The organism is Cellulomonas hominis (assembly GCF_901521055.1).
GTDB lineage: Bacteria > Actinomycetota > Actinomycetes > Actinomycetales > Cellulomonadaceae > Cellulomonas > Cellulomonas endometrii.
This window is the reverse complement of sequence record NZ_CABEGA010000021.1, coordinates 1-23,159: the sequence shown is the minus strand read 5'-3', so window position 1 is coordinate 23,159 and position 23,159 is coordinate 1. Positions and strand designations below refer to the sequence as shown.

Annotated in this window: 26 protein-coding genes and 1 riboswitch; of the genes, 21 read left to right on the top strand and 5 right to left on the bottom strand. The window is 70.6% G+C overall.

Annotation, left to right across the window (positions count from 1 at the left end; genetic code table 11):
• The first annotated feature begins 35 nt into the window (after positions 1-35).
• The 8 genes from KJP73_RS05970 (at position 36) to KJP73_RS05935 (ending at position 6,725) form a co-directional block, all read left to right on the top strand.
• Positions 36-737: a response regulator transcription factor gene (locus tag KJP73_RS05970; protein WP_213281885.1), complete on the top strand. Its 702-nt coding sequence runs from the start codon at positions 36-38 to the stop codon at positions 735-737.
• A complete protein-coding gene (locus tag KJP73_RS05965) occupies positions 734-1,855 on the top strand; it encodes a HAMP domain-containing sensor histidine kinase (protein ID WP_213281884.1) in 1,122 nt (373 codons plus the stop codon). Before KJP73_RS05970 ends, KJP73_RS05965 begins: the two co-directional genes overlap by 4 nt.
• A gap of 89 nt (positions 1,856-1,944) precedes the next feature.
• A complete protein-coding gene (locus tag KJP73_RS05960; RefSeq protein WP_213281883.1) occupies positions 1,945-3,300 on the top strand; it encodes a M23 family metallopeptidase in 1,356 nt (451 codons plus the stop codon).
• Between the two features lie 10 nt (positions 3,301-3,310).
• Positions 3,311-4,282, top strand: coding sequence for a cytochrome c oxidase assembly protein (locus KJP73_RS05955; protein WP_213281882.1), 972 nt, complete (start codon positions 3,311-3,313; stop codon positions 4,280-4,282).
• A 70-nt stretch (positions 4,283-4,352) separates the two neighbouring features.
• A complete protein-coding gene (locus KJP73_RS05950; RefSeq protein ID WP_213281881.1) occupies positions 4,353-5,036 on the top strand; it encodes a copper resistance CopC family protein in 684 nt (227 codons plus the stop codon).
• A gap of 118 nt (positions 5,037-5,154) precedes the next feature.
• Positions 5,155-5,664 carry a flagellar basal body-associated FliL family protein gene (locus tag KJP73_RS05945; protein ID WP_213281880.1) on the top strand — a complete coding sequence of 170 codons (510 nt, stop codon included), beginning with the start codon at positions 5,155-5,157 and terminating at the stop codon, positions 5,662-5,664.
• An 87-nt stretch (positions 5,665-5,751) separates the two neighbouring features.
• On the top strand, positions 5,752-6,126 hold the full coding sequence (locus KJP73_RS05940) for an ArsR/SmtB family transcription factor (RefSeq protein WP_213281879.1): 375 nt from the start codon (positions 5,752-5,754) through the stop codon (positions 6,124-6,126).
• Positions 6,120-6,725 carry a cadmium resistance transporter gene (locus KJP73_RS05935; RefSeq protein ID WP_213281878.1) on the top strand — a complete coding sequence of 202 codons (606 nt, stop codon included), beginning with the start codon at positions 6,120-6,122 and terminating at the stop codon, positions 6,723-6,725. The genes KJP73_RS05940 and KJP73_RS05935 overlap by 7 nt, the downstream gene beginning before the upstream one ends.
• A 523-nt stretch (positions 6,726-7,248) precedes the next feature.
• Here KJP73_RS05935 and KJP73_RS05930 read toward each other — a convergent pair.
• The 3 genes from KJP73_RS05930 to KJP73_RS05920 all read right to left on the bottom strand — a co-directional run bounded on the left by KJP73_RS05930 (position 7,249) and on the right by KJP73_RS05920 (position 10,324).
• Complete coding sequence (locus KJP73_RS05930) at positions 7,249-8,040, bottom strand: C40 family peptidase (RefSeq protein WP_213281877.1); 792 nt, start codon at positions 8,038-8,040, stop codon at positions 7,249-7,251.
• 5 nt (positions 8,041-8,045) lie between these two features.
• Positions 8,046-8,207, bottom strand: a riboswitch (cyclic di-AMP (ydaO/yuaA leader).
• A gap of 129 nt (positions 8,208-8,336) precedes the next feature.
• On the bottom strand, positions 8,337-8,906 hold the full coding sequence (locus KJP73_RS05925; RefSeq protein ID WP_213281876.1) for a M15 family metallopeptidase: 570 nt from the start codon (positions 8,904-8,906) through the stop codon (positions 8,337-8,339).
• A 47-nt stretch (positions 8,907-8,953) separates the two neighbouring features.
• Positions 8,954-10,324: a M23 family metallopeptidase gene (locus KJP73_RS05920; RefSeq protein ID WP_213281875.1), complete on the bottom strand. Its 1,371-nt coding sequence runs from the start codon at positions 10,322-10,324 to the stop codon at positions 8,954-8,956.
• A gap of 577 nt (positions 10,325-10,901) precedes the next feature.
• On the opposite strand from KJP73_RS05920, the gene KJP73_RS19485 reads away from it, so the two are divergent.
• Positions 10,902-11,684 (top strand): YibE/F family protein, encoded by a 783-nt coding sequence (locus tag KJP73_RS19485; RefSeq protein ID WP_283770219.1) that lies wholly within the window; start codon positions 10,902-10,904, stop codon positions 11,682-11,684.
• Positions 11,685-11,722: 38 nt separating this feature from the next.
• Positions 11,723-12,079, top strand: coding sequence for a YibE/F family protein (locus tag KJP73_RS19480; protein WP_282945822.1), 357 nt, complete (start codon positions 11,723-11,725; stop codon positions 12,077-12,079).
• Between the two features lie 21 nt (positions 12,080-12,100).
• On the opposite strand, the gene KJP73_RS05910 is transcribed toward KJP73_RS19480, so the two are convergent.
• Positions 12,101-12,880, bottom strand: a complete 780-nt coding sequence (locus tag KJP73_RS05910; protein ID WP_249669141.1) for a prolipoprotein diacylglyceryl transferase — start codon at positions 12,878-12,880, stop codon at positions 12,101-12,103.
• A 205-nt stretch (positions 12,881-13,085) separates the two neighbouring features.
• Between KJP73_RS05910 and KJP73_RS05905 the strand changes: the two genes are divergently transcribed.
• The 11 genes from KJP73_RS05905 to KJP73_RS05855 all read left to right on the top strand — a co-directional run bounded on the left by KJP73_RS05905 (position 13,086) and on the right by KJP73_RS05855 (position 22,019).
• Positions 13,086-13,808: a response regulator transcription factor gene (locus tag KJP73_RS05905; protein WP_213281873.1), complete on the top strand. Its 723-nt coding sequence runs from the start codon at positions 13,086-13,088 to the stop codon at positions 13,806-13,808.
• A complete protein-coding gene (locus tag KJP73_RS05900; protein ID WP_213281872.1) occupies positions 13,805-14,941 on the top strand; it encodes a sensor histidine kinase in 1,137 nt (378 codons plus the stop codon). Before KJP73_RS05905 ends, KJP73_RS05900 begins: the two co-directional genes overlap by 4 nt.
• 75 nt (positions 14,942-15,016) lie before the next feature.
• Positions 15,017-15,331, top strand: coding sequence for a glutaredoxin (locus KJP73_RS05895; RefSeq protein ID WP_213281871.1), 315 nt, complete (start codon positions 15,017-15,019; stop codon positions 15,329-15,331).
• Position 15,332: 1 nt separating this feature from the next.
• Complete coding sequence (locus tag KJP73_RS05890; RefSeq protein WP_213281870.1) at positions 15,333-16,289, top strand: cytochrome c biogenesis CcdA family protein; 957 nt, start codon at positions 15,333-15,335, stop codon at positions 16,287-16,289.
• Between the two features lie 92 nt (positions 16,290-16,381).
• Positions 16,382-16,912, top strand: a complete 531-nt coding sequence (locus KJP73_RS05885; RefSeq protein WP_249669140.1) for a peroxiredoxin family protein — start codon at positions 16,382-16,384, stop codon at positions 16,910-16,912.
• A 23-nt stretch (positions 16,913-16,935) separates the two neighbouring features.
• A complete protein-coding gene (locus KJP73_RS05880) occupies positions 16,936-17,076 on the top strand; it encodes a hypothetical protein (protein ID WP_213281868.1) in 141 nt (46 codons plus the stop codon).
• 41 nt (positions 17,077-17,117) lie between these two features.
• Positions 17,118-17,735, top strand: a complete 618-nt coding sequence (locus KJP73_RS05875) for a DUF305 domain-containing protein (protein ID WP_213281867.1) — start codon at positions 17,118-17,120, stop codon at positions 17,733-17,735.
• Positions 17,736-17,905: 170 nt separating this feature from the next.
• A complete protein-coding gene (locus tag KJP73_RS05870) occupies positions 17,906-18,178 on the top strand; it encodes a DUF2933 domain-containing protein (protein WP_213281866.1) in 273 nt (90 codons plus the stop codon).
• Between the two features lie 148 nt (positions 18,179-18,326).
• Entirely contained in the window at positions 18,327-18,728 is a 402-nt protein-coding gene (locus KJP73_RS05865; RefSeq protein ID WP_213281865.1) for a four-helix bundle copper-binding protein, read from the top strand.
• Between the two features lie 228 nt (positions 18,729-18,956).
• On the top strand, positions 18,957-21,155 hold the full coding sequence (locus KJP73_RS05860; RefSeq protein ID WP_213281864.1) for a heavy metal translocating P-type ATPase: 2,199 nt from the start codon (positions 18,957-18,959) through the stop codon (positions 21,153-21,155).
• 279 nt (positions 21,156-21,434) lie between these two features.
• A complete protein-coding gene (locus tag KJP73_RS05855; RefSeq protein WP_213281863.1) occupies positions 21,435-22,019 on the top strand; it encodes a VanZ family protein in 585 nt (194 codons plus the stop codon).
• Here the strand turns inward: KJP73_RS05855 and KJP73_RS05850 are convergent.
• Complete coding sequence (locus tag KJP73_RS05850) at positions 22,010-22,486, bottom strand: hypothetical protein (RefSeq protein ID WP_213281862.1); 477 nt, start codon at positions 22,484-22,486, stop codon at positions 22,010-22,012. The genes KJP73_RS05855 and KJP73_RS05850 overlap by 10 nt on opposite strands.
• Between the last annotated feature and the right edge of the window lie 673 nt (positions 22,487-23,159).

Sequence of the window (23,159 nt, the reverse complement as noted above, 5' to 3'; positions counted from 1 at the left end):
CGGGAACCAGGCGGCCGCTCGTGGGACCGTGGGGCATGGCCACCGAGACCGACCCCGTGCGCGTCCTGGTCGTCGAGGACGAGCGCGTGCTCGCCGCGGTCATCGCGGACTACCTGCGGGCGGACGGCTACGACGTCGAGGTGGTGGGCGACGGAGCCCGCGCGCTTGAGGCGGCCCGTTCCACCGCTCCGCACGTCGTGGTGCTCGACCTGGGCCTGCCCACCGTCGACGGCATCGAGGTGTGCCGGCGCCTGCGGGAGTTCTCCGACGCGTACGTCGTCATGCTCACCGCCCGCGCCGACGAGGCGGAGGTCCTGCAGGGGCTGCGCTCGGGCGCGGACGACTACATGACCAAGCCGTTCCGGCCGCGTGAGCTGCTGGCCCGGGTCCGCACGCTGCTGCGTCGCGCGCGGACGCCCGGCCCCCTGGCCCCACCCACCAGGGACGTCGGCGCGCTGACCGTCGACCTGCGCAGCCGGCAGGCCGTGCTCGAGGGCGAGCCGGTCGACCTGACGCCGACCGAGTTCGACCTGTTGGCCTGCCTGATCGAGAACGCCGGAACCGCGATGCCCCGGCGGGCGTTGATCGAGGCGCTGCGCGGGGAGAACTGGTTCGGCGACGAGAGCCTGATCGACGTGCACGTGCTGCACCTGCGCCGCAAGCTCGGAGACGACGCCGCGACGGGGCGGTTCGTGCGCACTGTGCGCGGCATCGGCTACCAGCTGGGGCAGGGATGAGCCGTCCGCCCTGGCAGCGGTGGGGCGTCGCGCTGCGTCTGGCCGTCGCCCTGTCGGCGGTCACCCTCGTCACCGTCCTGACCGCTGGTGCGGTCGCGTGGCTGATCGGGCCGGGCATCTTCCACGACAACCTGCTGCAGCACCACGGCAACCACCCGAACGACGCCACGGAGCACGCCGAGGCTGCGTTCGGCACCGCCGGGAGCTTCTCCCTGGCCGCCGCGCTGCTGCTGGCGCTGCTGGTCTCGACCGTGTTGAGCGTGTGGATCGCCGGGCGGGTCACCCGGTCCCTGCGGCCGATCGTCGTGGTCGCCGGCAACGTCGCCCGAGGCCGCTACGACCAGCGGGTGCCGGTCCCGGGCCTCGGCGCAGAGTTCGACGAGCTCGCGACCACGATGAACGCGATGTCCGAGCGCCTGGAGCACGTCGACTCGACGCGCAGGCGCCTGCTGGCCGACCTCGCGCACGAGATGCGGACGCCGCTGGCGACGCTGACCGCGTACGTCGACTCGATCGACGACGGGGTGCGCGCCCCCGACGCGGACACGCTGCAGGTGCTGCGAGACCAGGTGAACCGGCTGAGCCGGCTCGCCGAGGACGTCACTGCCGTCTCGCTCGCCGAGGAACGCAGGCTCCCGCTGCGCCTCGCCGACGCTGCTCCCGAGGATCTCGCGCGGGCTGCTGCCGCGGCGGCGAACCCCGCCTACTCCGCCAAGGGTGTCCTGCTGCAGGTCGACGCGGCACCGCGCACCCCGCCGGTGTCGGTCGACCGTGACCGCATCGGTCAGGTGCTGGCGAACCTGCTCGACAACGCACTGCGGCACAGCGTCAGCGGCGCGACCGTCGTGCTCCGTGTGCGGGCCGAGCGCGACGCGGTCACGCTCGCCGTCCACGACGCCGGCGACGGCATCGCTGCCGAACACCTGTCCCACGTGTTCGACCGGTTCTACCGCGCGGACTCCGCCCGCGACCGCGACCACGGCGGATCGGGCATCGGCCTCACCGTGAGCAAGGCCTTCGTCGAGGCGCACGACGGCACCCTGGAAGCGGTCAGCGGCGGCCGGGACCAGGGTGCGACGTTCACCGTGCGCCTCCCCGTCGGGCGCAGCGCCAGATGAAGGAACGCTGAAGACCCGCACGGGCACCCAGGAACATCCTCGGCACCGTCTTAGCGTGGCTGCGCCCCGCACCACGACAGGACACCCGCATGCGCTCGCCCTCCTCCCGCACCCGCCGCACGCCGCGACGTCTCGCCGTGACGCTCGTCCTCGGAGCTGTCGTGCTGGCTGCCACACCGGCCACCGGAGCCGCCGACGACCTCGACGACCGCCGGCAGTCGACCCAGCAGCGCGCGGACGCCGCCCAGCAGCGCTCGGAGGACCTGCAGGCATCGGTCGAGGGGCTGTCGGCCGAGCTCGGCCAGGCCGTCGCCGACCTCGCGGCCACCGAGGCGCGCCTGCCTGCCGCGCAGGCCGAGCTGCGCGCGGCGCAGGACGAGCTCGCCGGCGCCGAGCGCCGGGCGGCGCTCGTCGAGGCCCGGTTGATCGACGCCACCGAGCAGCAGGAGAGCATCACGGCGGACGTTGCCGAATCCTTCGCCCGGAGCCAGGACGTGCGCGCCAGCGTCGGGCAGCTCGCCCGCAGGGCGTATCAGAGCGGTGGTGACGTCTCCCCGCTCGCCGTCGTCCTCGACGCCGAAAACCTCGAGGACTTCAACCGCCGCTACCAGGCCGCCGCGACCGCGCAGCGCGCGCAAGAGGAGATGCTCCAGGAGCTCGCGAACCTCACCGGGGACGCCCGCAACGCCGAGGCCCGGCTGGGCGCCGTCACCGACCGCATCGCCGACCTCAAGGCGGAGGCCGAGGCCGAGGTGGTGCGCGCCGACGCCGCCCGGGCTGCCGCCGCGACCCGGGAGCAGGAGATCGAGCGGCTGATCACCGAGCAACGCACCACGCAGCAGCGGCTGGCCGGGATGAAGTCCCAGGCGGAGGCCGAGCAGGCTCAGGCCGAGCGTGAGCGCAGCGCCTTGGAGAGCGAGCTGGCGGGGATCATCGCCGAGCAGCGGCGGCAGGCCGAGGCCGCCGCCGCGGCCCGGCCTGCCGCTCCTGGCCCGGGCGCGCCGCCCGCCCCGCCCGCGCCGTCCACCGGGTCCGGCGCGATCTTCGCCAACCCGACCTCGATCAGCCCGATGTACGTGACGTCCAGCTACGGCATGCGGCTGCACCCGATCCTCGGCTACACGCGCCTGCACGCCGGGATCGACCTGCGGACCTACTGCAACACCCCGCTCTACGCGCCACGTGACGCGACGGTCCAGTGGGCCCAGTGGCGCACCGGCTTCGGCAACCAGGTCATGTTGAACTACGGCACCGTCAACGGGCAGCCGATGATGAGCAGCTCCAACCACATGACCCGGTCCACCGTCTCGGCCGGCCAGCAGGTACGCCAGGGCGACCTCATCGGCTACTCCGGCAACACCGGCCTGTCCGGTGCGTGCCACCTGCACTTCGAGGTCTACGTCAACGGCTCGACCGTGAACCCCGCCCCGCTGCTCGGGCGGTGACCCGCCGCTGATGCTCCCCGCGGACTTCCCGGGCCCGGTGCAGCTGCCCACCGCTGCGCCGTCGCTCGCCGCGTACCTCTCGCCGTGGTTCCAACCCGTGCCGCTGCTCCCCTCGATCGCCGCCGTGCTCGCGGTCCTCTACGTCGCGGGCGTGGTCCGGATGCAGCGGCGGGGCCGCCGCTGGCCGGTCGGCAGGAGCGCGGCCTTCCTCGGTGGCTGTGCGGTGCTCCTGGTTCTCACCGGAACCGGCATCGAGGGGTACGGCTACGAGATGTTCTCGGTGTTCATGTTCCAGCAGCTCACCCTGATGATGGTCATCGCACCGCTGCTGGTTCTCGGGCGCCCCGGGACGCTCCTGCTGCACGCGGTCCCGCACCACGGGCTCGGACGAGCCGTCCTGGTGGTCGCGCGATCGACGCTGCGCTCACGCGTCGCGGCTGCCGCGCTGCACCCGGCCGTCACGGTGCCGCTGTTCCTGCTCGCCTTCTACGGGCTGTACCTGACCGGTGCCGCGACCGCGCTGCTGACGACGTGGGCCGGGCACACCGGGCTCGAGGTGACACTCCTGGTGGCCGGGGTGCTGTTCGCCGCCCCGGTGCTCTCGCGGGATCCCCTGCCACGCCGGCAGGGCCACGCCGCGCGCGCCCTGGACGTCGCGGTGGAGATGCCGCTCCACGCCTTCTTCGGCGTCGTGGTGATGATGGCCACGACCCCGCTCGTGGCCGCCTTCGGGCACCCGCCGGAGCGATGGGGCGTCGACCTGATCGGCGACCAGGAGGTCGCCGGTGCGCTCGCGTGGTCCTACGGCGAGCTGCCGACGCTGATCGTCCTGCTCATCGTCCTGTCCCGCTGGCACCGCGACGAGGCGCGCAGCGCACTCCAGCGTGACCGGCGCGCGGACCGCGACGGCGACGTCGAGCTCGACGCGTACAACGCCTACCTCTCAGGCCTCGCCGACCGCGACAGGCGCGACCTGACCTGATCGACCCATCCAGCACGCCCACCACGCCGAACCCGCTGCGCGCAGCCACGCATCACCCGGAAGGCTCACGATGACCCAGACCCCCACGAACACCGGACGGCCTCCTCTGCCCGCCCGCGCCGCACTGGTCTCGCTGATCGCCCTGGGCGCCCTCGCTCTGGCCGCGGCGCCGGCCTCGGCGCACTCGGGGATGACCGGGTCCGATCCCGCCGACGGCTCGACCGTCGACGTCGCCCCGGACAGCGTCACGTTGTCCTTCAACGAGCCTCCGCAGTCCCTGGGCACCGAGATCGTCGTGATCGGCCCCGACGGGTCGACGGTCAGCGAGGGTGCGACCACCGTCACCGACGTCACCGTGTCCCAGCCCCTCGGGGCGGATCGCCTCGCCGGCGCGTACAGCGTCCAGTGGCGCGTCACGTCCGCCGACGGGCACCCGCTGTCCGGCGAGCTGGCGTTCACGGCCACCGACGGCACCGGATCGGCTCAGACGACCGAGCCCGACCTGGCACCGACCCACCCGGAGCCCACGGCCGGTGCGGACCTGACCCCGCCCGCCCCCGCTCAGACAAGCACGCCGTCAGCAGCCGCGCTAGACGCGTCCGACGCCCCCATGTCCTGGCAGTGGGGGCCGACCTCCGTGGTCGTCCTGGTGGCGATCGTCGTCGCGGCGGCCGGGCTCACCGTGCTCGCGCTGCGGCTGCGCAGGCGAGCCGCCGGCGACGGCGCCCCGTCGGACACGGACGAACCTGCCTGAGCGCTCCCGGTCCTTAGCCGGATCTTCATCGCCGCGCACCTCCCGCCGGACCGACGTCGGCCGATCCGGTCCCTGCACGCGCGGAGCATCGCGCGTCGGGAGCAGCGAGGAGACGGACGTGGCGGAACAGCGGATCATCGGCGGGTCGCAGAAGATCGGGGGACAGCGGCCGGGGGCAGGGGCATCGCCCGACGCGGGTGCGGCACCGGCCCCGGCGCCCGCGCCGCGGAAGACACGGCGGGCGGTGCTCGTCGCGATCGCCGCGGTGCTCGTGCTCGGCGCGGCCGCCTGGTTCCTCCTGCGCCCGGCCGAGAGTGCCGAACCCGCACCGGAACCGGAGGTCGAGCTCGGCGCGGTCCAGACCGTCGAGCCCGTCAGCATCAACCTGGCAGACGGTCGCTACCTGCGGCTCGGTCTCGGTCTGCAGCTGACCCTGGAGGTCGAGGAGGACGTGGACCCGTCGAAGGCTCTCGACCGGGCGATCGCTCTGTTCTCCCAGCGACCGGTCTCGGAGATCAGCACACCCGAGGGGCGCGAAGCACTAAAGTCCGAGCTCGCCGCGCAACTGGAGGAGGCGTACGAGGGCGAGGTCGTCGCCGTGTACTTCACGAACTACGTGTACCAGTGACCCACTCGGGACCCGAGACCGGTGTCGGGCCGCCGGAGACTCACCCTCGCTTGTTTTTGATCGATGCGCATCGGTTATCATCGACGCATGTCGATCAAGAGTAGCGAGCGCGCCGCCGCTTCCACGCAAGGCATCGCCCCGGGTGTCGCCCTCTTCCGTTCCCTGGCGGACCCGGCCCGGCTCGCGATCGTGCGCCGCCTGGCGACCGGTGAGGCCCGTGTCGCCGAGCTGACCCACGACCTGGGGCTCGCGCAGTCCACGGTGTCCTCCCACGTGACCTGCCTGCGCGAGTGCGGTCTGGTCGCCGGCCGCATGGACGGGCGGCGCGTGCACTACTCCCTGGCGCACCCCGAGCTGCTGGACATGCTCGCCGCCGCCGAGGTCCTGCTCGCCGCGACGGGCAACGCCGTCGCCCTGTGCTCGACCTACGGCGACGACGCGCAGGAGCAGGACGCATGCTGAGCACGATCGCCGCGGCGGCCGGCCTGTTCATCGCCACCAACCTCGACGACATCGTCGTCCTCACCATCCTGTTCGCCGCCGCTGCACGTGGCACCCGGATGCGCAGCTGGCAGATCGTCGCGGGGCAGTACCTGGGCTTCATCGCCCTGGTCGCGGCCAGCTTCCTGGCCGCGCTCGGCTTGACCGTCATCCCGGACGAGTGGGTGGGCCTGCTGGGGCTCATCCCGCTGGCCCTCGGCGTGGTGGCGCTGGTGCGCACGCTGCGCGGTCGCGACGACGACGAGGCCGAGTCCGCTCTACGGGCCGTCGGACTGCTCGGAGTCGCCGGCATCACGATCGCCAACGGCGGTGACAACATCGCGATCTACACCCCGGTGTTCCGCACGATGACGACCAGCGACGCGATTACCACCATCATCGTGTTTCTCGGCCTGGTCGCGGTCTGGTGCCTGACCGCCGGCCTCGTCGGAACCCGGGAAGCGGTGACCGAGGCGCTGGAGCGCGTCGAGCACTGGCTCGTCCCGGTGGTATTCATCGGTCTCGGTGTCTTCATCCTCGTCGAGTCCGGAACCATCGGGCACCTCCTCGGGACCGCCTGAGACCGTGAGACCCGAGGTCGAGTCCGCCGACCTACAGCCGCTTCTCGAGCAGCACGACGTCGAGCCACGACCCGGCGAGCGGGCCGTGGCTCGTGAGAACCAGTCGTTCACGGGTCCCCACCACGCGGATCCGGCAGTTGCGTGCAGGGCGCGGCTGGCGGCGTTCTCCGGGAATACGCATGCGCATGTGTCGTTCCGCCGGCACGGAGCTGTCTGACTCATTCGAGACTCTGGCCCCAGCCCAGATGCGGCGGGAGATGATCACGATGGGGAAGCCGTACAAGGCCGCACTCTCCAAGGCAGGAAGCGCCCTGGCGTCGAGCGGTTCGAGCAAGTCCTCTCAGTCGAAGGCCGGCGCCACGCTCGGAAAGGGCTCAGCGCCGCGCACCTGATCCGGCGGCGGGCGCCCCGTGGCCCGGGGCGCCCTCCGCTTGGGCTGACACCAGCGCACGTCACGACCTCGGTGGGTGTTCGCGGTCCCGGAAACTCCGGCGCAGTCGAGGAGGTGCCGCCCTGCTGTCGGCTACCCGACCCGGATGAACTTCGGGCTGGACTGCCAGATCTCCCGGATCTGGATTGACTTGCCCGGCACCGGTGCGTCGACCTGGAGATTGCCGCCGGCGTAGATGGAGATGTGCCCGGGGGACCAGATCAGGTCACCCGGCTGGGCCTGGTCCCGCGGCACTTCCACGCCCGCGTACCGCTGGTCGCCTGAGGTGCGCGGCAGCGTGATCCCGACCTGCGCGTAGACGTAGGAGGTGAACCCCGAGCAGTCGAACCCGGCCGGGTTCGTGCCGCCCCACACATAGGGGATACCGACCAGGCTGGAGGCGATCTCGACGATGGCGCTGCCGTTCGCGCTCGCCGGCGCGGGAGCGCCGACCGGCTCGGGTGCCGGCTCGGCAGCGGGTGCCTCGGGCTCCGCCCAGCGCGATCGACTGGCCGCCTCCTCGGGCTCGGGCTCCTCCTCGACCACGGGAGGCGGGGGCGGCGGCGGGGTCACCGCGGTGACGCCCGGGTTCTCGAAGGTCCAGGTGGCCTCCGCCGGCGCGGCGACGACCGGGGCGGCGTCGACGATCGCGCGGGCTGCCTCGGTGAGCGCCGAGACGTCCACGGCGGTGGTGCGCACCTCGTCGTCGGCGAGCGCGGGTGCCGCGAGGAACGACACCGCGAGGCCGGACGAGGCAACGACAGCGCCGGTGCGACGCGTCGTGCTGGTGAGCTGGTGTGCCGCGGTGAGGCGGACGTCGGTGAGCACGGTGAGTGCTCGGCCGTCGGCGCGGTGCCGCGCGGCGGTCGTGTGGCGTGTAGGCATGAAGGTCTCCTGACGCCTGCGGGGTGAGCTGTCGGGTTCGGGCGGGAGACGCCCGGCCGGTCCGTGGACCGGCTTCACCCCGAGGGCACGTGCGTGCCCGAAGATCGGTGGTTCCCCCGTTCCTGCCATGCGTGTTCACATGATCCGGGTGGTGGCAGGACTCAGCGTCCACCCGGTCGCTCATCTGGTGAGCGTGTCGATGTAGTGCGTTGGCCAGGCCGCCGCCGGGTGCGTCGTCAGTCGGGCAGTTTTGGTTCTCCGTTCGTCGTTCTGGTCGGGATGTCGATGGGGGCGCGTCAGGACTTGTAGACCCAGTGCCACGGTTCGCGGGGCGTGTCCTCGACGAATCCGAAACGTCCGGCGTTCGTGCGCATCCACGCCTGGGCGGTGTCGTCCAGGTCCAGGTCCACGGCGACTCCCCACCCGTGCGGGCTGGTTCCGGGCTTGGCGGCCAGGCCGCCCTGGGAGTACAGGCCCTTGCGGCGCGCGACGTCGACCTGCGCGTCGTAGGACCGGTAGGAGTCGGTGATGCCGAAGTCGACGCCGTCCCTCGCCGCGGCAGCCATGAGCCGCTCGAGTGCCTGCCCGGCGGGCGCCCAGAGCCGGTGTCCGGTGGCGCCGATCTCCCGCAACGCGTCCGGGGGGATCTGGCCGTTGCCGTACTCGGCCAGATCGGAGGGGACGCCTTGCGCGTTCCGGGTGCCAGTCGGGCTGTTCGGTGCCAGTTTGTTGACCGCGCCGTCGAGCGCGGCGGCGAACGCGTCGCCGGACCGGACCTGGGAAGGGACGGTGCGCATGGTGGTGAACCCGCCGAGGAGCTGGCGGATCTCCACGATTCGGGCTGTGGTTCCGGTGATGCCGTCCATGGTTCCTCCTGACGGTGTTGGCGAGTGCGGACTGGGCTGTTCCGCGGTCATCGCAGCCCCAGGAGCGGTGCTGGGTCGACGGTCTTCCCGCCGATGTAGACCTCGAAGTGCAGGTGGCATGCGCCGGACAGGCCGGTGTTCCCGGAGTACCCGATGAGCTGCCCTCGGGTGACGGCCTGCCCTGCGGTCACGACCGAGCGCGTCAGGTGGTTCGAGGAGCTCATGAGGGACTGGCCGTTGACGGTGCCGTAGTTGAGCATCACCTGGTTGCCGAATCCGTTGCGCCACTGCGACCACTGCACGGTGCCGTCCCTGGGCGCGTAGAGGGGGGTGTTGCAGTAGGTGCGCAGGTCGATACCGGCGTGCAGCCGGTAGTAGCCGAGGATGGGGTGCAGGCGCATGCCGTAGTTGGACGTGACGTACATCGGCTGGATCGACGTCGGGTTGGAGAACAACGCGCCGGACGAGCTCGCTGGTGCGGCTGGAGGCGCGGCCGGCGGCGCGGCCGGAGGTGCGACCGGAGCGGGAGGTGCGGGCGCCGCAGGAGCGGGCTGGGCGGGGCTGCTGGGGCGAGCTTGCTGAGCGGCGGCAGCTTCTTGTTCGGCTGCGATCCGCGCGACCTCGGCATCCGCGCTGGCGCGCACGGCATCCGCCTGCGCCTGTTCGGTCTGTGCCTGGCCCTTCAGACCCTCGATCCGCTGCGTGGCAGCGGCCTGCTCGACGACAGCGCGTTCCAGCGCCGCGCTCTGCTCACGCTGAGCATCAAGGGCCACTCGAGCGGCTTCGGCTTCTGCCGCTGCGGCCTCCTCCAGCTCGGCGAGCGACGCGACGACCGAGTCCAGCCTGACCTCGTTGCTGCGACCGGCTGCCTCGAGCTCGGCCAGCTCGGTCATCGTCTGCGACTGCAGCCGCTGCGCGGTCGAAGCGGTTCTCGCGCGCTCGATGAAGTCCTCGATCGACGAGGCGCCGACGGCCACCTCCAGACCTGTGGAACGGGACCCGCCCTGGTACGCCGCCCGCGCCAGCTTAGCCACGGTCGCGCGAACGTCGTCGGCGCGTGCGGAGTCCTGCTCAATCCGGGTGATGAGCTGCGCGTGAACATCGGTCGCGTCCTGCAGCTCCGACTGCGCGCGGGCAGCGTCACGTTGAGCGGCGTCGGCTGCACTGGTCGCCGCGTCGAGGGCGGCCTGGGCAGCGGGCAGACGGGCCTTGGTCTCCTCCAGAGCGAGGACCGCCTGGGCGAGGTCGGCGGACAGGTCCTCGACGGACTCCTGAGCCAGCTCGTACTGTCGCTGTGCTTCTGCAGCCCGTTGCTGTGCCGCCTGCTCCTTCGCGTCGAGTGGATCGGCCTTTGCAGGCAGGGACGGACCGACCATCACCGTGACGAGAAGGGCCGCCGCGGAAGCCGCAGCAAGCATGGGCGAGTGTGCGGCCGTGACCCACGACCACCGCCTGGCCGTGCTCACCACGGGCCGCTCGACGGATTCGACGCGGCAGCATCCATGTCGGCTCGCAGCCGGCGGTAGAGGTCGGTGTCGATGTCACCCGAGGCAAGCCACTCGTCCAGGGCGGCGCGCGGGCTGCTGGAGCGACGGGCAGGGAACAGCCGCGAGACGCCCCACACGGCCAGGGCTATGACCGCTAGCCACGCGGTAGTCATGAAGAGCCACCCGGCGGAGCTCATCTGGCACCACATGCCCATGAGCCCCTCAACCGGTGACCGCCTTCGACGCCTCGCATGACGTCAAGACTGCGGTCGGGGCGTCAAGTCTCCACGGTTGAACGATGAAGTTTCGATCAAGATACGGGCGGTCGGGACCAACGACATGGGGTCCCCCGATCTCCTGGTTCCTACCGTGTGCCCGCCGCCGCGCCCTCTGGTCGCGCGCTGGCTGCCGCGCCCTGAGGCGCTGCACCCGCTAGGAGCAAGGGATCCCCGTGTTGGGCCGTCGTCCTGGCCGGCTGACGTTCATCGTCTCCGGCGCCCTCGTTCCGATGCTCGTGCTGGCCGTCGCAGCGATGATCATCACCTGGCCGACTGAGCGGCGTCCGACCGCTCGCATCATCGAACCCGTCGAGGTGCAGTACCCCTCTGGCGTGGTCACCAGCACTTCGCAGGAACGGTGCGAGGGGACCGTCGAGGACCAACGCTCGGACGGCAGCATCCCGGAGACGGTCACCTGCATGCGTGTCACGGTGGACGTCACCACCGGCTCCGAGGCCGGACGCACCGTGCGGGTGTGGGCGACCGCCACGTTGACCCCAGCGGAGGTGCGTGCCGGTACGCGCGTAGTCCTCGAGTGGTATCCCGCTACCGATGCAGACCGCGAGGTGTGGGCATGGCACGACTTCCAGCGCACTATCCCACTTGGCGCGCTGGCACTCGCTTTCGGCGCGTCGATCGTTGCCGTCGCCGGCCGGCGTGGTCTCAGGGCTCTCGTCGGGCTCGGGGCGGCGTTCGTCGTGATCGGGTTGTACGTCCTTCCAGCGTTGCTCGCTGGTGAGAACGCCGTGGTCGTGGCGCTGGCCGCCTCCACTGTGATCATGACCGCAGTGCTGTACCTGGCTCACGGCCTGTCGCTACGGACCTCGACCGCGCTGATCGGCACGCTCGCCGGGCTCGCGCTCACGACGGGTCTCGGCGCGGCCGGCGCCCGCTGGGCACATCTGTCGGGAGTCACCACCGAGGACGACTACAGACTCGCCCAGCTGCTTGGAGATGTGGGCGCGGTGTCGCTCAGGAGCCTCTTCCTCGCCGGACTCGTCCTCGCCGGGTAGGCGTTCTCAACGACGTCACGATCACGCAGGCGTCGGCCGTGTGGGAGCTGAGGGCAGCCTCCCCGGCCGCGACGCGAACCGAGCTGTTCCGCGGCGGGATGCGCATCGGCCGTGACCACATCGCCTCGACCGTGTACACCATCGCGTTCGCCTACACGGGCGCGTCGCTGCCCGTCCTGCTGCTGCTGCTGATCTACCAACTTCCGCTGGCTTCCACGCTCACGAGCGGCCAGTTCGCCGCGGAGATCGTCCGCACGGCCGTTTCCTCCATCGGCCTGGTGCTCGCGATCCCCCTCACGACGGCGATCGCCGTGGTGATGGTCACGGCCACCGGGGACGGTGTGCCACGCCCCCGGCACAGGTACGGAGGCCACGGCCATCACCACGGCGCCTGACGCGCGTGTGACTGGCTGAGCTCAGGCGTCGACCGTCCGGCTCGGGAACGACGCCGGGGACATCGCGTGCCCTCCGACGTCGTGTGGTCTGGAGGCGACGAGGACGATGACGACCAGACCTGCACCGATGCTCGCCAGCGACCACAGCTGCGGCTGCGTCAGCCAAGCGACGAGCGGGCTGTTGGTCCGCAGGAACTCGACCTGGAACCGCGCGAGCCCGCTCAGGACCAGGTAGGCCCCGAACAACGCTGAACCCGGGACGCGCTTGCGGGCCCACCACAGCACACCCGCGATCACGAACGCCGCGAGCGTCTCGTACAGCTGGGTCGGGTGCACCGGGACGTTCGTGGGCACCGCGCCGTCAGCGAACGTCATCGCCCATGGCAGGTCCGACGGCTTGCCGTAGGTCCCGTCCCCCGCGAAGAAGCACCCGAGGCGACCTACGCCGTACGCCACGCTGAGCGGGATGGCGGCAGCCCCGGCAGTCGTGCCGAGCGGAAGGCCGTGGCGGCGGATCACCACGAGCGCAGCGATCACCCCGGCGATGAGACCGCCATACCAGGTGAACCCCATGCCACCCAGGTGGTGCCACGTCAGGTCGTCGAGGTTCTCCAGCACGAAGTACACCTTCGCGCCCACGAATCCCCACACCGTCGCCCAGAACACCAGGGCATGTGCTGACTCGCGCTTGAGTCCCAGACGCGTGAACTCGCGTCCCAGGAGATGGGCGGCGAGCAGCGCGGCACCGGCCTTGCTGACCCCGTAGGTCTGCACGTCGATGCCGAACAAGCTGAACAGCACGGGGCGCACGTCGGTTCCGTTCGTCGAGTGACACCGCCGGTCGACGGCCTGGTCAGCGTCCTGCCCGCGGATGAAGCGCGGCGCATGACTCCCGTTGCAGTTCAGTGAAGAAGCAGCCGACTCAGGCCGCGACCGACGATCAAGATTCGATGAAGTGGCACGTCGAACGCTCGTGCTGTCGTCTGCGACTCCGCACAATGTCCGCATGACCCCACCCGCTGTCGCGTTGCGTGCGGTCGTCGTGGACGACGAGCAGGCGCTCGCCTCGGTTGTCGGTGGGTACCTGGAACGGGAAGGCTTCGAGGTCGCTCTGTGCCACGACGGCAGCGCGGCCGTTGCACTGCTGCGGGAGGTCGACCCCGACGTCGTCGTCCTCGACCTCGGCCTGCCCGGGATCGACGGTGTGGAGGTCTGCCGCCAGCTGCGCACGTTCTCCGACTGCTACGTCGTGATGCTCACCGCGCGCAGCGACGAGGTCGACACGCTCATCGGGCTGTCGGTGGGAGCCGACGACTACATGACCAAGCCGTTCAGCCCCCGCGAACTCGTGGCTCGCATCCGCGTCATGCTGCGCCGACCTCGGCGCTCGGCCGGGGCAGTCCCCGCGGATGTGCCCGACGCGACTCGCACCGTCGTGGTCGGCGGTCTGACCCTGAACCTCGACGCGCGCGAGGCCCACGTCGACGGCGAACCGATCTCGCTCACCCGGTTGGAGTTCGACGTGCTCGCCGCGCTCGCCTCCCGCCCCGGGGTGGTGTTCTCGCGCGCGGCGCTGATCCGCGCCGTGTGGGGCGAGGGCTGGGTGGGCGACGAGCACCTCGTCGACGTCCACGTCCTTCACGTGCGGCGCAAGCTCGGTGACACCGCCCAGCAGCAGCGATTCGTACGGACAGTTCGCGGCATCGGCTATCGCATGGGTCCGGGATGAGGGCCCGCGACACCGTCGGCCCGGGAAGTCTCGGCCGACGTCTGCTGATCTCGATCGTCCTGGTCCTGGTCGCCGCGGCCACCACCGCGTGGGTGGTCGCGACCGTCGTCGGGCCAGCCCTGTTCCACGAGCACCTCGTCCGCGCGAACATCCAGGACCACGAGCTCGCGGACCTGCACATCGAGGAGGCGTTCCAGTCCGCCAGTACGATCGCGCTCGCGCTGGCCATGGTTGTCGCCGGTATCACCGCCCTGGCCGTCAGCGTCGTGCTGACCCGCAGGATCGGGCGATCGGTCGCGCAGATGTCCCGGGCAGCCCACCAGGTCGGGGCGGGTCGCTTCGACGCGCGAGTCCCGCTGCCCGGGATCGGCCTGGAGTTCGACGAGCTCGCGCACTCCTTCAACGCGATGGCCGCTCGCCTGGAGGGCGACGCGCACCTGCGCGAGCGGCTGCTGACCGACGTCGCACACGAGCTGCGCACCCCGGCCGCGACGATCGTGGCGTACATGGAGGCCATCGAGGACGGCGTGCGCGTCATGGACGCCGAGACCATCGGGGTCCTCAACGATCAGGCCCAGCGGCTCACCCGACTCTCCCGAGACCTGGCCGCGGTCACCCGCGCCGAGAGCGGCGACCTGGAGCTGCAGCTAGCGGATGTCGCCGCCGGCGAGCTCGTCGACGCTGCCGTGCTCGCCGCACGGAAGAAGGCCGAGGCGGCAGGCGTCATCCTGCAGGCCGGCGACGTCCACGAGCGGGCGCGAGTACGGGTCGATCGGGTCCGGATGGCCCAGGTGCTCGACAACCTGATCGTCAACGCCATCCGACACACCCCGCCCGACGGGCAGGTCACCGTCGGCGCTACCACCGCCCCGACGGGGACCGTGGACTTCACCGTCAACGACACCGGCGAGGGCATCCCCGCCGAGCACCTTCCCCACGTGTTCGAGCGGTTCTACCGCGTCGACAGCGCCCGTGACCGGGGCCACGGGGGATCCGGTGTGGGACTCGCCATCTGCCGGGCCCTCGTGCAGGCGCACAGCGGCACGATCCATGCGCGCAGCGACGGCACCGGCCGCGGGGCGCAGTTCACGGTGTCACTGCCTGCCGCACCGCCCGAACTGCACCAGGGCTGACCAGCGGACTGGACTTCATCGAAACTCCATGATCGCGTGATCAATCGCGCAGGCAGCGGGCGTGAAAGTGGAACCATGCCCAGCACGCCCGGCGCCCCGTTGAGCGACGCCCTCCCCGTCATCACGGTCGTACGATCTCCCGCTTGCCACCTGTGCGACGACGCTCTGCAGATCCTGGCGCGCCTCAGCGAGCACACGCCGCTGACGATCGACGTCCTCGAGGTCCGCTCCGACGAAGGAGCGCGCTTGGTCGCCGAACACCGGCCCCCGATGAGCCCGCTGGTGTTGCTGGACGGGCAGTTCGTCAGCTCGGGTCGGTTGCGCGCGGGGCGCCTGCTCGACCTCCTGCGCCAAAGAGGCGTCGTGGTACCGCTCGTGGCGGTGCAGTGACGTGGGCTCGCAGCTCCTGACCACCGGAAGCGTGCTCGCGGCCTTCTTCGCTGGCGGGGTCGCGCTGTTCGCGCCGTGCTGCATCGTATTCCTCGCGCCCAGCTATCTCGCCGGAGCGGTCAAGAACCGGCGCTGGCGGCTCCTGCCCCTCACCTTCGTGTTCGCCGCCGGGCTGGCGACCGTGCTCCTCCCGATCACGCTCGGCGTCAGCATGGTCGCCGGGGCGATCGCGCGCTACCACGCCCCGCTGTACTACGCCGGTGGTGCGCTCATGCTGGGTCTGGCGGCGCTCGCCCTGTCGGGACGCATGTGGTCGCTGCCCAGCGCACTGCGTACACCGGACACCCGACGTGGCGACACCGGCAGCTTCTTCGCGCTCGGCGTGTTCTCAGGGATCGCATCGAGCTGCTGCGCGCCCGTCCTGGCTGGAGTGATGACCCTGTCAGCGCTCTCCGGGTCGGCCGCCGGGGGACTGCTGCTCGGGCTCGCGTACGTCTTCGGCATGGTGTTCCCCCTGTTCGTCATGGCGCTGGTCTGGGACAAGGCACGCCTACGTGACCGCACGTGGATGAACCCGCGGCTCGTGCGCCTGCGCGTGGCCGGCCGGACGCTGGTCACCAACACGCTGAACATCGCTGTTGCCATCGGGTTCACGGTCATGGGCATCGCCGTCATCCTCCTGGCCGGGAGCCCCGACATGACCCGCGGCACCGAGGCGCAGGCGGCTATCGGGCGCACCCTTACGCAGATCTTCGCCCGCTTCGAGGACTGGACAGCGCCCGTTCCCGAGCCGCTGCTCGGACTCGCCCTGGTGGCGGTGGCAGCACTGTTCGTCTGGGGGACGCTCTCCGAGCGTCGACGCACCCACCGAGCGCGGCCCGACGCAGCAGAGCCCGACGGTGCGCCCGCGAGCGAGGCGAGCTGCCACGAGCACCACAACGAAGGAGCAACGCGATGACGTCCGCCACGGCAGCCCGTAAGCAGCGCGCCGCAGCCCTCGCCAAGGTCCGCCACGACCAGCGTCAGCACGAACGCCGACGCAAGGTCATCATGACCAGCGCTTCCGCGTTCCTGATCGTCCTGGTCGCTGCCGTCGTCACCGTGGCGCTGCTGACTTCACGCGAGGTGACCTCCACAGACGCCGGCCCCGCACCCGACTTCACCCTGCAGACCACCGCCGGGGACACCGTCCGCCTCTCCGACTTCCGGGGCTCGCCGGTCATCCTCTACTTCAACGAGGGCGCCGGGTGCGGGTCCTGCCTGCAGCAGATGGGCGAGATCGAGAAGGACCCGGCGTTCGCCGAGGCCGGCATCACCGTTCTGCCGATCGTCATGAACACCGCCGAGCAGATCACCGCGGACATGAGCACCTACGGCGTGACGACTCCGTTCCTGCTGGACGACGGCACCGTGTCCGAGCAGTACGGAACCCTCGGCACCGGGATGCACGAAGGACTTCCCGGCCACAGCTTCGTGCTCGTCGACGCCGACGGGGTCCGGCGCTGGTCGGGCAACTACCCGTCCATGTGGCTCGCTCCCGACGAGCTCCTCAAGCAGGCGCAGGCCAACCTCCCCGCATAAGACCAACCGAAGGAACACCAACCATGAGCGATCAGTGCTGCCAGTTCACCCTGACCGACGAGGACGAGATGACGGACTGCTGCGGCGGGCAAGAACAGTGCGCCGACCACGACAAGGACGCCACGACCAGCCCGGCCGCCGAGACGAGCGAGAGCGTCGCCTGACGAGAGTCGCGACGATCACAGCCGACCAAAGGAGTTACCCCATGTCCCCGAAGAAGAGCCGCGCGTTCGCTGCCGTGGCGGCGTCGCTCGCTCTGGGAGTCGTGCTCAGCGCCTGCTCGAACGGCGCAGACACAGCTGAGGACCAGCCGACCTCGAGCCAGTCGGAGTCCGCTGCCGCGACCTCGGAGGAGCACAACGACGCTGACGTCGAGTTCGCGCAGATGATGATCCTGCACCACCAGGGCGCCCTGGAGATGGCCGTCCTGGCCGAGGGCCGCGCGCAGAGCGAAGAGGTGCAGCAGCTCGCCAGCGACATCCAGTTCGCGCAGCAGCCCGAGATCGACCTGATGACGTCGTGGCTGGAGACCTGGGGCGAGGAGTCGCCCAGCGCCGAGGACGACATGGACGGCATGGACCACTCCGGTGGGCACACCGGCATGGCCGACGACGACCAGATGCAGCAACTGGAGGACGCCGGCTCCGAGTTCGACCGCATGTTCCTCGAGATGATGATCGTGCACCACCAGGGCGCGATCACCATGTCCGAGGAGGAGCAGGCCAACGGCCTCAACCAGGACGCCCTCGAGCTGGCCGGCAAGATCGTCGCCGACCAGACCGCTGAGATCGACACGATGGAGCAGCTGCTCGCCGAGATGTGACACCGCCACGACCGCAACGCCACCGGTGCATCCCCCGTGCCGGTGGCGTTGCCTTGTCCACAGCACGCCAGATCGCTTCATCGACCCTTCACCAGCAAGGAGCGGCTCCCTCCATCGAGCACGTCGAGCATGGGAACGACACAGATCCCACCGAGCAGACGGAGCACCCCGTGATCAGGCACCACCTCAAGCACATGGCCATCGGAGCAGCGGCAGTCCTGGCGTTGCTTCTCGCGTTCGGCGTCGATCTCGCAGCAGCCCTGCGGTGGGCGGCCCTGCTCGCCTGCCCGTTGGGCATGGCCGCGATGATGCTCGTCATGGGCCGCGGGCACGGCCACGGACCCGGAGCGCCCACGCCCGGGACCAACGAACGCGCGCAGCACGGGGCAGATGGCAGCGCTACCGCCACGGGCGACGGCATGGCGCTGTCGGGTGGCAAGTAGCCGCCGCCGCTCCGGCAGAGGACCGGTCGCCAGGCTTGATCGAAACTTCACCGTTGGCGGCCCCGCAGCGCGTGCAGCGCCAACGGCGCCCTTCTAGCGTCGAAAACGCCGACGAACCCCCGCCGGCGAGAGATGAACGGGGACTGCCATGAAGACGACCGAGATGCTCCGGACCTATCCAGGCACCATCAGCCTCGACACCGAGCTGCTCGCGCGCGTGATCGACACGCTCACGGCGTGCTCCCAAGCGTGCACAGCATGCGCCGACGCCTGCCTCGGCGAGGAGATGGTCGCCGAGCTGCGCAGGTGCGTACGCACCAACCTCGACTGCGCGGACAGCTGCGCCACGACCGCACGCATCCTGTCGCGGCACACCGGAGACGACGCTGACATCACCCGAGTCCACCTCGAGGCGTGCCTCGCCGCCTGCACCGCGTGCGCGAACGAGTGCGAGCAGCACGCCGGGATGCACGAGCACTGCCGCATCTGCGCCGAGGCTTGCCGTGACTGCGAGGCTGCGTGCCGCGACCTGCTCACCGCGATCGCCTGACGCCGTGAGGCACTCGCGGGCGATGCCGGTGTGGCAGGAACCCCGCCGGCGCCACGCGAGGCGATCGAGCCAGCTGCACGGGATCGCTCAGCTGCACAACGTCTTCGGCCACGTGAGCTGACCTGGACCCGCTTTCACCACCCGAGGGAATACCCCCGGGGGGTATGCGGTTACAGCGCGTCGAGGACAAGCACCACGTGGACCACGTCGACGAGAGGGGCCACTGACATGAGCCGCGACCACCACACCGGGGACCACCCGGCGACACCGGGCGACGGACACGCCGGACACCCGCAGGCAGCCCAGCGGATGCGGGAAGACGTGGCCGCCCTGCCGCACGACGAGCACCACGGGCACGTCATGACCGCGCCCCAGCCGAAGACCTCGCACACCGAGCACGGCGCCGACGCTGGCCACGACGCCCACGCCGGCCACGACGCCCACGCGGGACACGGTGGTCACGCCGGGCACGGCGGCCACGCGGGTCATGTCGAGAAGTTCCGGCGGCTGTTCTGGGTCATGCTCGTGCTCGCGATCCCGGTCGTGGCGACCAGCGGGATGTTCGCGATGCTGCTCGGCTACGAGCTGCCCGACCTCGTGTGGCTGTCATGGGTCTCGCCCGTGCTCGGCACGGTGATGTTCGCCTGGGGCGGCGCGCCCTTCCTCACCGGCGCCGCCGAGGAGCTGAGGTCCCGGCGCCCCGGGATGATGCTGCTCATCGCTTTGGCGATCAGCGTCGCGTTCGTCGCCTCCTGGCTTGCGACCCTCGGGGTCGTCGCGCACGAGCTCGACTTCTGGTGGGAGCTCGCGCTGCTCATCGTGATCATGCTGCTCGGGCACTGGATCGAGATGCGGTCCCTCGCCCAGACCACCTCAGCCCTCGACTCACTGGCAGCGCTCTTGCCTGACGAGGCCGAGCGCATCGAAGGCAACGACGTCGTGCGGGTGGCCCCCGCTGACCTCACCGTCGACGACATCGTCCTCGTGCGGCCCGGGGCTCGCGTCCCCGCCGACGGCGCGATCATCGACGGCGCCGCCGAGATGGACGAGTCCATGGTCACCGGGGAGTCCCGCACCGTGCGCCGTGCCACCGGGGACCGGGTCGTCGCCGGCACAGTCGCGACCGACTCAGCACTGCGGCTCCGCGTGACCGCCGTCGGTGACGACACCGCCCTCGCGGGCATCCAGCGGCTCGTCCTCGAGGCGCAGAGCTCGTCCTCACGCGCCCAGCGCCTGGCCGACAGCGCCGCTGCCCTGCTGTTCTGGTTCGCACTCGGCGCCGCCGCCGTCACCGCGCTCGTCTGGTCCATCGTCGGGATGCCCGACGACGCCGTGATCCGCACCATCACCGTCCTGGTGATCGCCTGCCCCCACGCTCTCGGCCTGGCCATCCCCCTGGTTGTGTCCATCGCCACCGAGCGCGCCGCGCGCGGCGGCATCCTGGTCAAGGACCGCCTCGCCTTGGAGAGCATGCGAACCGTCGGCACCGTCGTGTTCGACAAGACCGGCACCCTGACCAAGGGCCAGCCCACGGTCACCGAGGTGCGCCCCGCCGCCGGCTTCCCGCACGACGACGTCCTGACGATGGCCGCCGCGGCGGAAGCCGACAGCGAGCACCCGCTCGCCCGCGCCATCGTCACCGCCGCAGCGCACCTCTCGGTCCCGACAGCCGCCGACTTCACCTCGTCACCGGCCGTCGGCGTCCGCGCCCGGGTCAGCGGACGCACCGTCGAGGTCGGCGGCCCGAACCTGCTCCACGAGCACGGCGTCACCGAGCTCGACGGCGTCGAGCAGTGGCGCGCCGAGGGCGCGATCATCCTGCACGTCCTGGTCGACGGGCACCTCGCCGGCGCCCTGAAGCTCGCCGACGAGATCCGCGAGGAGTCGCGCGCCGCCGTCCGCGAGCTGCACGACCGCGGCGTCGACGTTGTCATGATCACCGGCGACGCCGAGGCCGTCGCCCGCACAGTCGCCACCGAGATCGGCATCGACCGGGTCTTCGCTGGTGTGCGCCCCGAGGACAAGTCCGCCAAGGTCGCCGAGCTCCAGCGCGAGGGTCAGACCGTCGCGATGGTCGGCGACGGCGTCAACGACGCTCCTGCGCTCGCCCAGGCTGACGTCGGCATCGCGATCGGCGCCGGCACCGACGTCGCTATCGCCTCCGCCGGCGTCATCCTCGCCAGCGACGACCCGCGCTCCGTGGTCTCCGTCATCGACCTGTCGGCCGCCAGCTACCGCAAGATGAAGCAGAACCTGTGGTGGGCAGCGGGCTACAACCTCGTCGCCGTCCCGCTCGCAGCCGGCGTGCTGGCGCCGATCGGGTTCGTGATGCCGATGTCAGTCGGAGCGATCCTGATGTCCATCTCCACGATCGTCGTCGCGCTCAACGCCCAGCTGCTGCGACGTCTCGATCTTCGACCGCGGTAAGCCCACCGGTAGGCGCACCCCCACGAATACCGTCGGCGGCGAATATGGGACGCCGCCAGGTGCCCGTCCAGACATCCCCGTCGTCGAAGTGACGCCGCCCCCGCTATCGGCCTAGGTGGGTGCGGCCCCCGACGGTGGCTACTTGCCTTCGGGTGCGACGTCAAAGTGGAACCGCACCGGGCTTCGTGCCGGGCAGTCGGGGGACACACCGAGGAAAGTGGCCTGCTGGACTGTGCCCAGGGAGGACGCTGGGCAGACACCGACGAGCTGGGGGAATCGATGGTTCAGTACATCCGCATCTACGGCGGGTTTGCCGTGTTGCTCGCGCTCATCGCGCTCGTCGCGGCGACCATCGCGGTGGTCGCCGCGGTCATCGCTGCTCGCCGCGGGCGGCGATTCTCCACAACGACGGTGCGCGGTGTGGCGTGGGTCCTCGCGAGCACGTGCGCCGCCGCGGTCTACGTACTGACGTTGTTCCCAATGTTGGCCCGGGGGCGTGTGGTCGACCTCGTCCCGTTCTCTACGTTCGCCGCACTGGCCGATCCCACTGCGACGACCCTCGTGCAGCTGACCGGCAATGCTCTGTTGCTCTCCTGGATCGGGATCCTGATGCCGGCCCTTGCACGACGGCCGTGGCCCTCTTGGAAAGTTGTGCTGCTCGCCGCCGGGATCTCGGTCGGCATCGAGGTACTGCAGTACGTGAGTAACAGCGGTCGAGCATCGACGATCGACGACGTGCTGCTGAACACGCTCGGCGCCTATGCCGGCGCCAAGATCGGCCTGAAGACGGTGACGCCCCGGCTGCGCCGTCTCCAGGACGGGCAGCCGGGGCGCCACGGGGCCTATCAGCGGTCTCAGGCGTAGTAGACCGTGCCCGTCACGTGCTTGGTGTTCTCGTCGGTTCCGGTCGGCCCGGTGCGGGAGAAGTAGAGCTTGTAGCCGGCGTTGGGCTGGGCGCCCCAGCTGTAGCCGTACGACCCGTTGCACGGGAAGTTGACGTTCGAGCCGGTCCACGTGATCACGTTGAGCGAGTTCACGCGGATGAGCTGGATGTTGATGGATCCGTACCCCGACGTGCAGTTGGTGACGTTCACGCCACCGACCCGAATTTCTCCGTTGTTCGAGTTGTCGAACTTCGAGCTCTGCAGCGAGGCCTTGAAGTCGCCCGTGAACGCCCACGTGCGGGTGTACAGGGGGGAGATGATGGGGTCGTCGGCGTTGAGCGAAGCGCTCGCCGGGTTCACGGGGACGCCCACCGGCCCGCTCGTGACGGAGATCGTGCCGTCCGACTCGGGCAGGATGTCGCCGACCTTGAGCTCGCTCGGGACCACCGTCGGCCCGGCAGTCGGCGGCGCACCGGTGGACGGGGCAGCCGACGCGCCGGCGGCCGATGTGAGAAGCAGAGCGACGACGGCGGCAACAGCGCCGACGGACTTTCGAACCTGCATTAGTTCCCCCTTGCTGATGGGGTGATCCCAGCGGCCTGTCGTCCCTGGTGATTTCACCCGCACCTTCGAACCTAGAGGTGGCCGTGACGGCGGTCTCTACGCCATGCGAGTGGATCCGCAGGGCCAGTCGGGTGCTCCACCCACTCGTGCAGGTGACCGTGTCGCGACGGTCGCGCGCTGGAATGGCACGAGCCGAGAGCTGTTCACTGCGGGTCGCTTGGAGATGCGATCACAGACGCGCCCCCGTGTGACTTCTGCTCGCGCAGTGACGGGCGCCCGGGACACCACGGGATCTTTGACTGTGACGAATAAGAGACGCCACCAAGTGCTCGCCCCGACGTGCCCGTCGACGAGGTCGCGGCCCCGATGCCGGGGTGGGCGAGGTTGGATCGTGATGTGCCGAGGTGACATCAAACGTGCGACTGGCACTGGGCCGGCTGTAGACGACGGGCCGGCCCAGCACCGTCACTTGTGGGAGGGCGGCGGGCTCTCGCGCTGCTGGTAGTCCACTGAGACCGGCGGGGGGCGGGCTCCTATACAACCCCGACGCTCCCGC

What these genes read in the sequence shown, in the direction of transcription:
- KJP73_RS19485 (WP_283770219.1), top strand. Translation starts at nt 10,902, where the DNA reads ATGCTCGTGCTGGCCGTCGCAGCGATGATCATCACCTGGCCGACTGAG.
- KJP73_RS05920 (WP_213281875.1), bottom strand. Translation starts at nt 10,324, where the DNA reads ATGCTTGCTGCGGCTTCCGCGGCGGCCCTTCTCGTCACGGTGATGGTC.
- KJP73_RS05930 (WP_213281877.1), bottom strand. Translation starts at nt 8,040, where the DNA reads ATGCCTACACGCCACACGACCGCCGCGCGGCACCGCGCCGACGGCCGA.
- KJP73_RS05875 (WP_213281867.1), top strand. Translation starts at nt 17,118, where the DNA reads ATGTCCCCGAAGAAGAGCCGCGCGTTCGCTGCCGTGGCGGCGTCGCTC.
- KJP73_RS05880 (WP_213281868.1), top strand. Translation starts at nt 16,936, where the DNA reads ATGAGCGATCAGTGCTGCCAGTTCACCCTGACCGACGAGGACGAGATG.
- KJP73_RS05935 (WP_213281878.1), top strand. Translation starts at nt 6,120, where the DNA reads ATGCTGAGCACGATCGCCGCGGCGGCCGGCCTGTTCATCGCCACCAAC.
- KJP73_RS05885 (WP_249669140.1), top strand. Translation starts at nt 16,382, where the DNA reads ATGACCAGCGCTTCCGCGTTCCTGATCGTCCTGGTCGCTGCCGTCGTC.
- KJP73_RS05970 (WP_213281885.1), top strand. Translation starts at nt 36, where the DNA reads ATGGCCACCGAGACCGACCCCGTGCGCGTCCTGGTCGTCGAGGACGAG.
- KJP73_RS05965 (WP_213281884.1), top strand. Translation starts at nt 734, where the DNA reads ATGAGCCGTCCGCCCTGGCAGCGGTGGGGCGTCGCGCTGCGTCTGGCC.
- KJP73_RS05860 (WP_213281864.1), top strand. Translation starts at nt 18,957, where the DNA reads ATGAGCCGCGACCACCACACCGGGGACCACCCGGCGACACCGGGCGAC.
- KJP73_RS05940 (WP_213281879.1), top strand. Translation starts at nt 5,752, where the DNA reads ATGTCGATCAAGAGTAGCGAGCGCGCCGCCGCTTCCACGCAAGGCATC.
- KJP73_RS05925 (WP_213281876.1), bottom strand. Translation starts at nt 8,906, where the DNA reads ATGGACGGCATCACCGGAACCACAGCCCGAATCGTGGAGATCCGCCAG.
- KJP73_RS05955 (WP_213281882.1), top strand. Translation starts at nt 3,311, where the DNA reads ATGCTCCCCGCGGACTTCCCGGGCCCGGTGCAGCTGCCCACCGCTGCG.
- KJP73_RS05865 (WP_213281865.1), top strand. Translation starts at nt 18,327, where the DNA reads ATGAAGACGACCGAGATGCTCCGGACCTATCCAGGCACCATCAGCCTC.
- KJP73_RS05895 (WP_213281871.1), top strand. Translation starts at nt 15,017, where the DNA reads ATGCCCAGCACGCCCGGCGCCCCGTTGAGCGACGCCCTCCCCGTCATC.
- KJP73_RS05900 (WP_213281872.1), top strand. Translation starts at nt 13,805, where the DNA reads ATGAGGGCCCGCGACACCGTCGGCCCGGGAAGTCTCGGCCGACGTCTG.
- KJP73_RS05960 (WP_213281883.1), top strand. Translation starts at nt 1,945, where the DNA reads ATGCGCTCGCCCTCCTCCCGCACCCGCCGCACGCCGCGACGTCTCGCC.
- KJP73_RS05950 (WP_213281881.1), top strand. Translation starts at nt 4,353, where the DNA reads ATGACCCAGACCCCCACGAACACCGGACGGCCTCCTCTGCCCGCCCGC.
- KJP73_RS05905 (WP_213281873.1), top strand. Translation starts at nt 13,086, where the DNA reads ATGACCCCACCCGCTGTCGCGTTGCGTGCGGTCGTCGTGGACGACGAG.
- KJP73_RS05855 (WP_213281863.1), top strand. Translation starts at nt 21,435, where the DNA reads ATGGTTCAGTACATCCGCATCTACGGCGGGTTTGCCGTGTTGCTCGCG.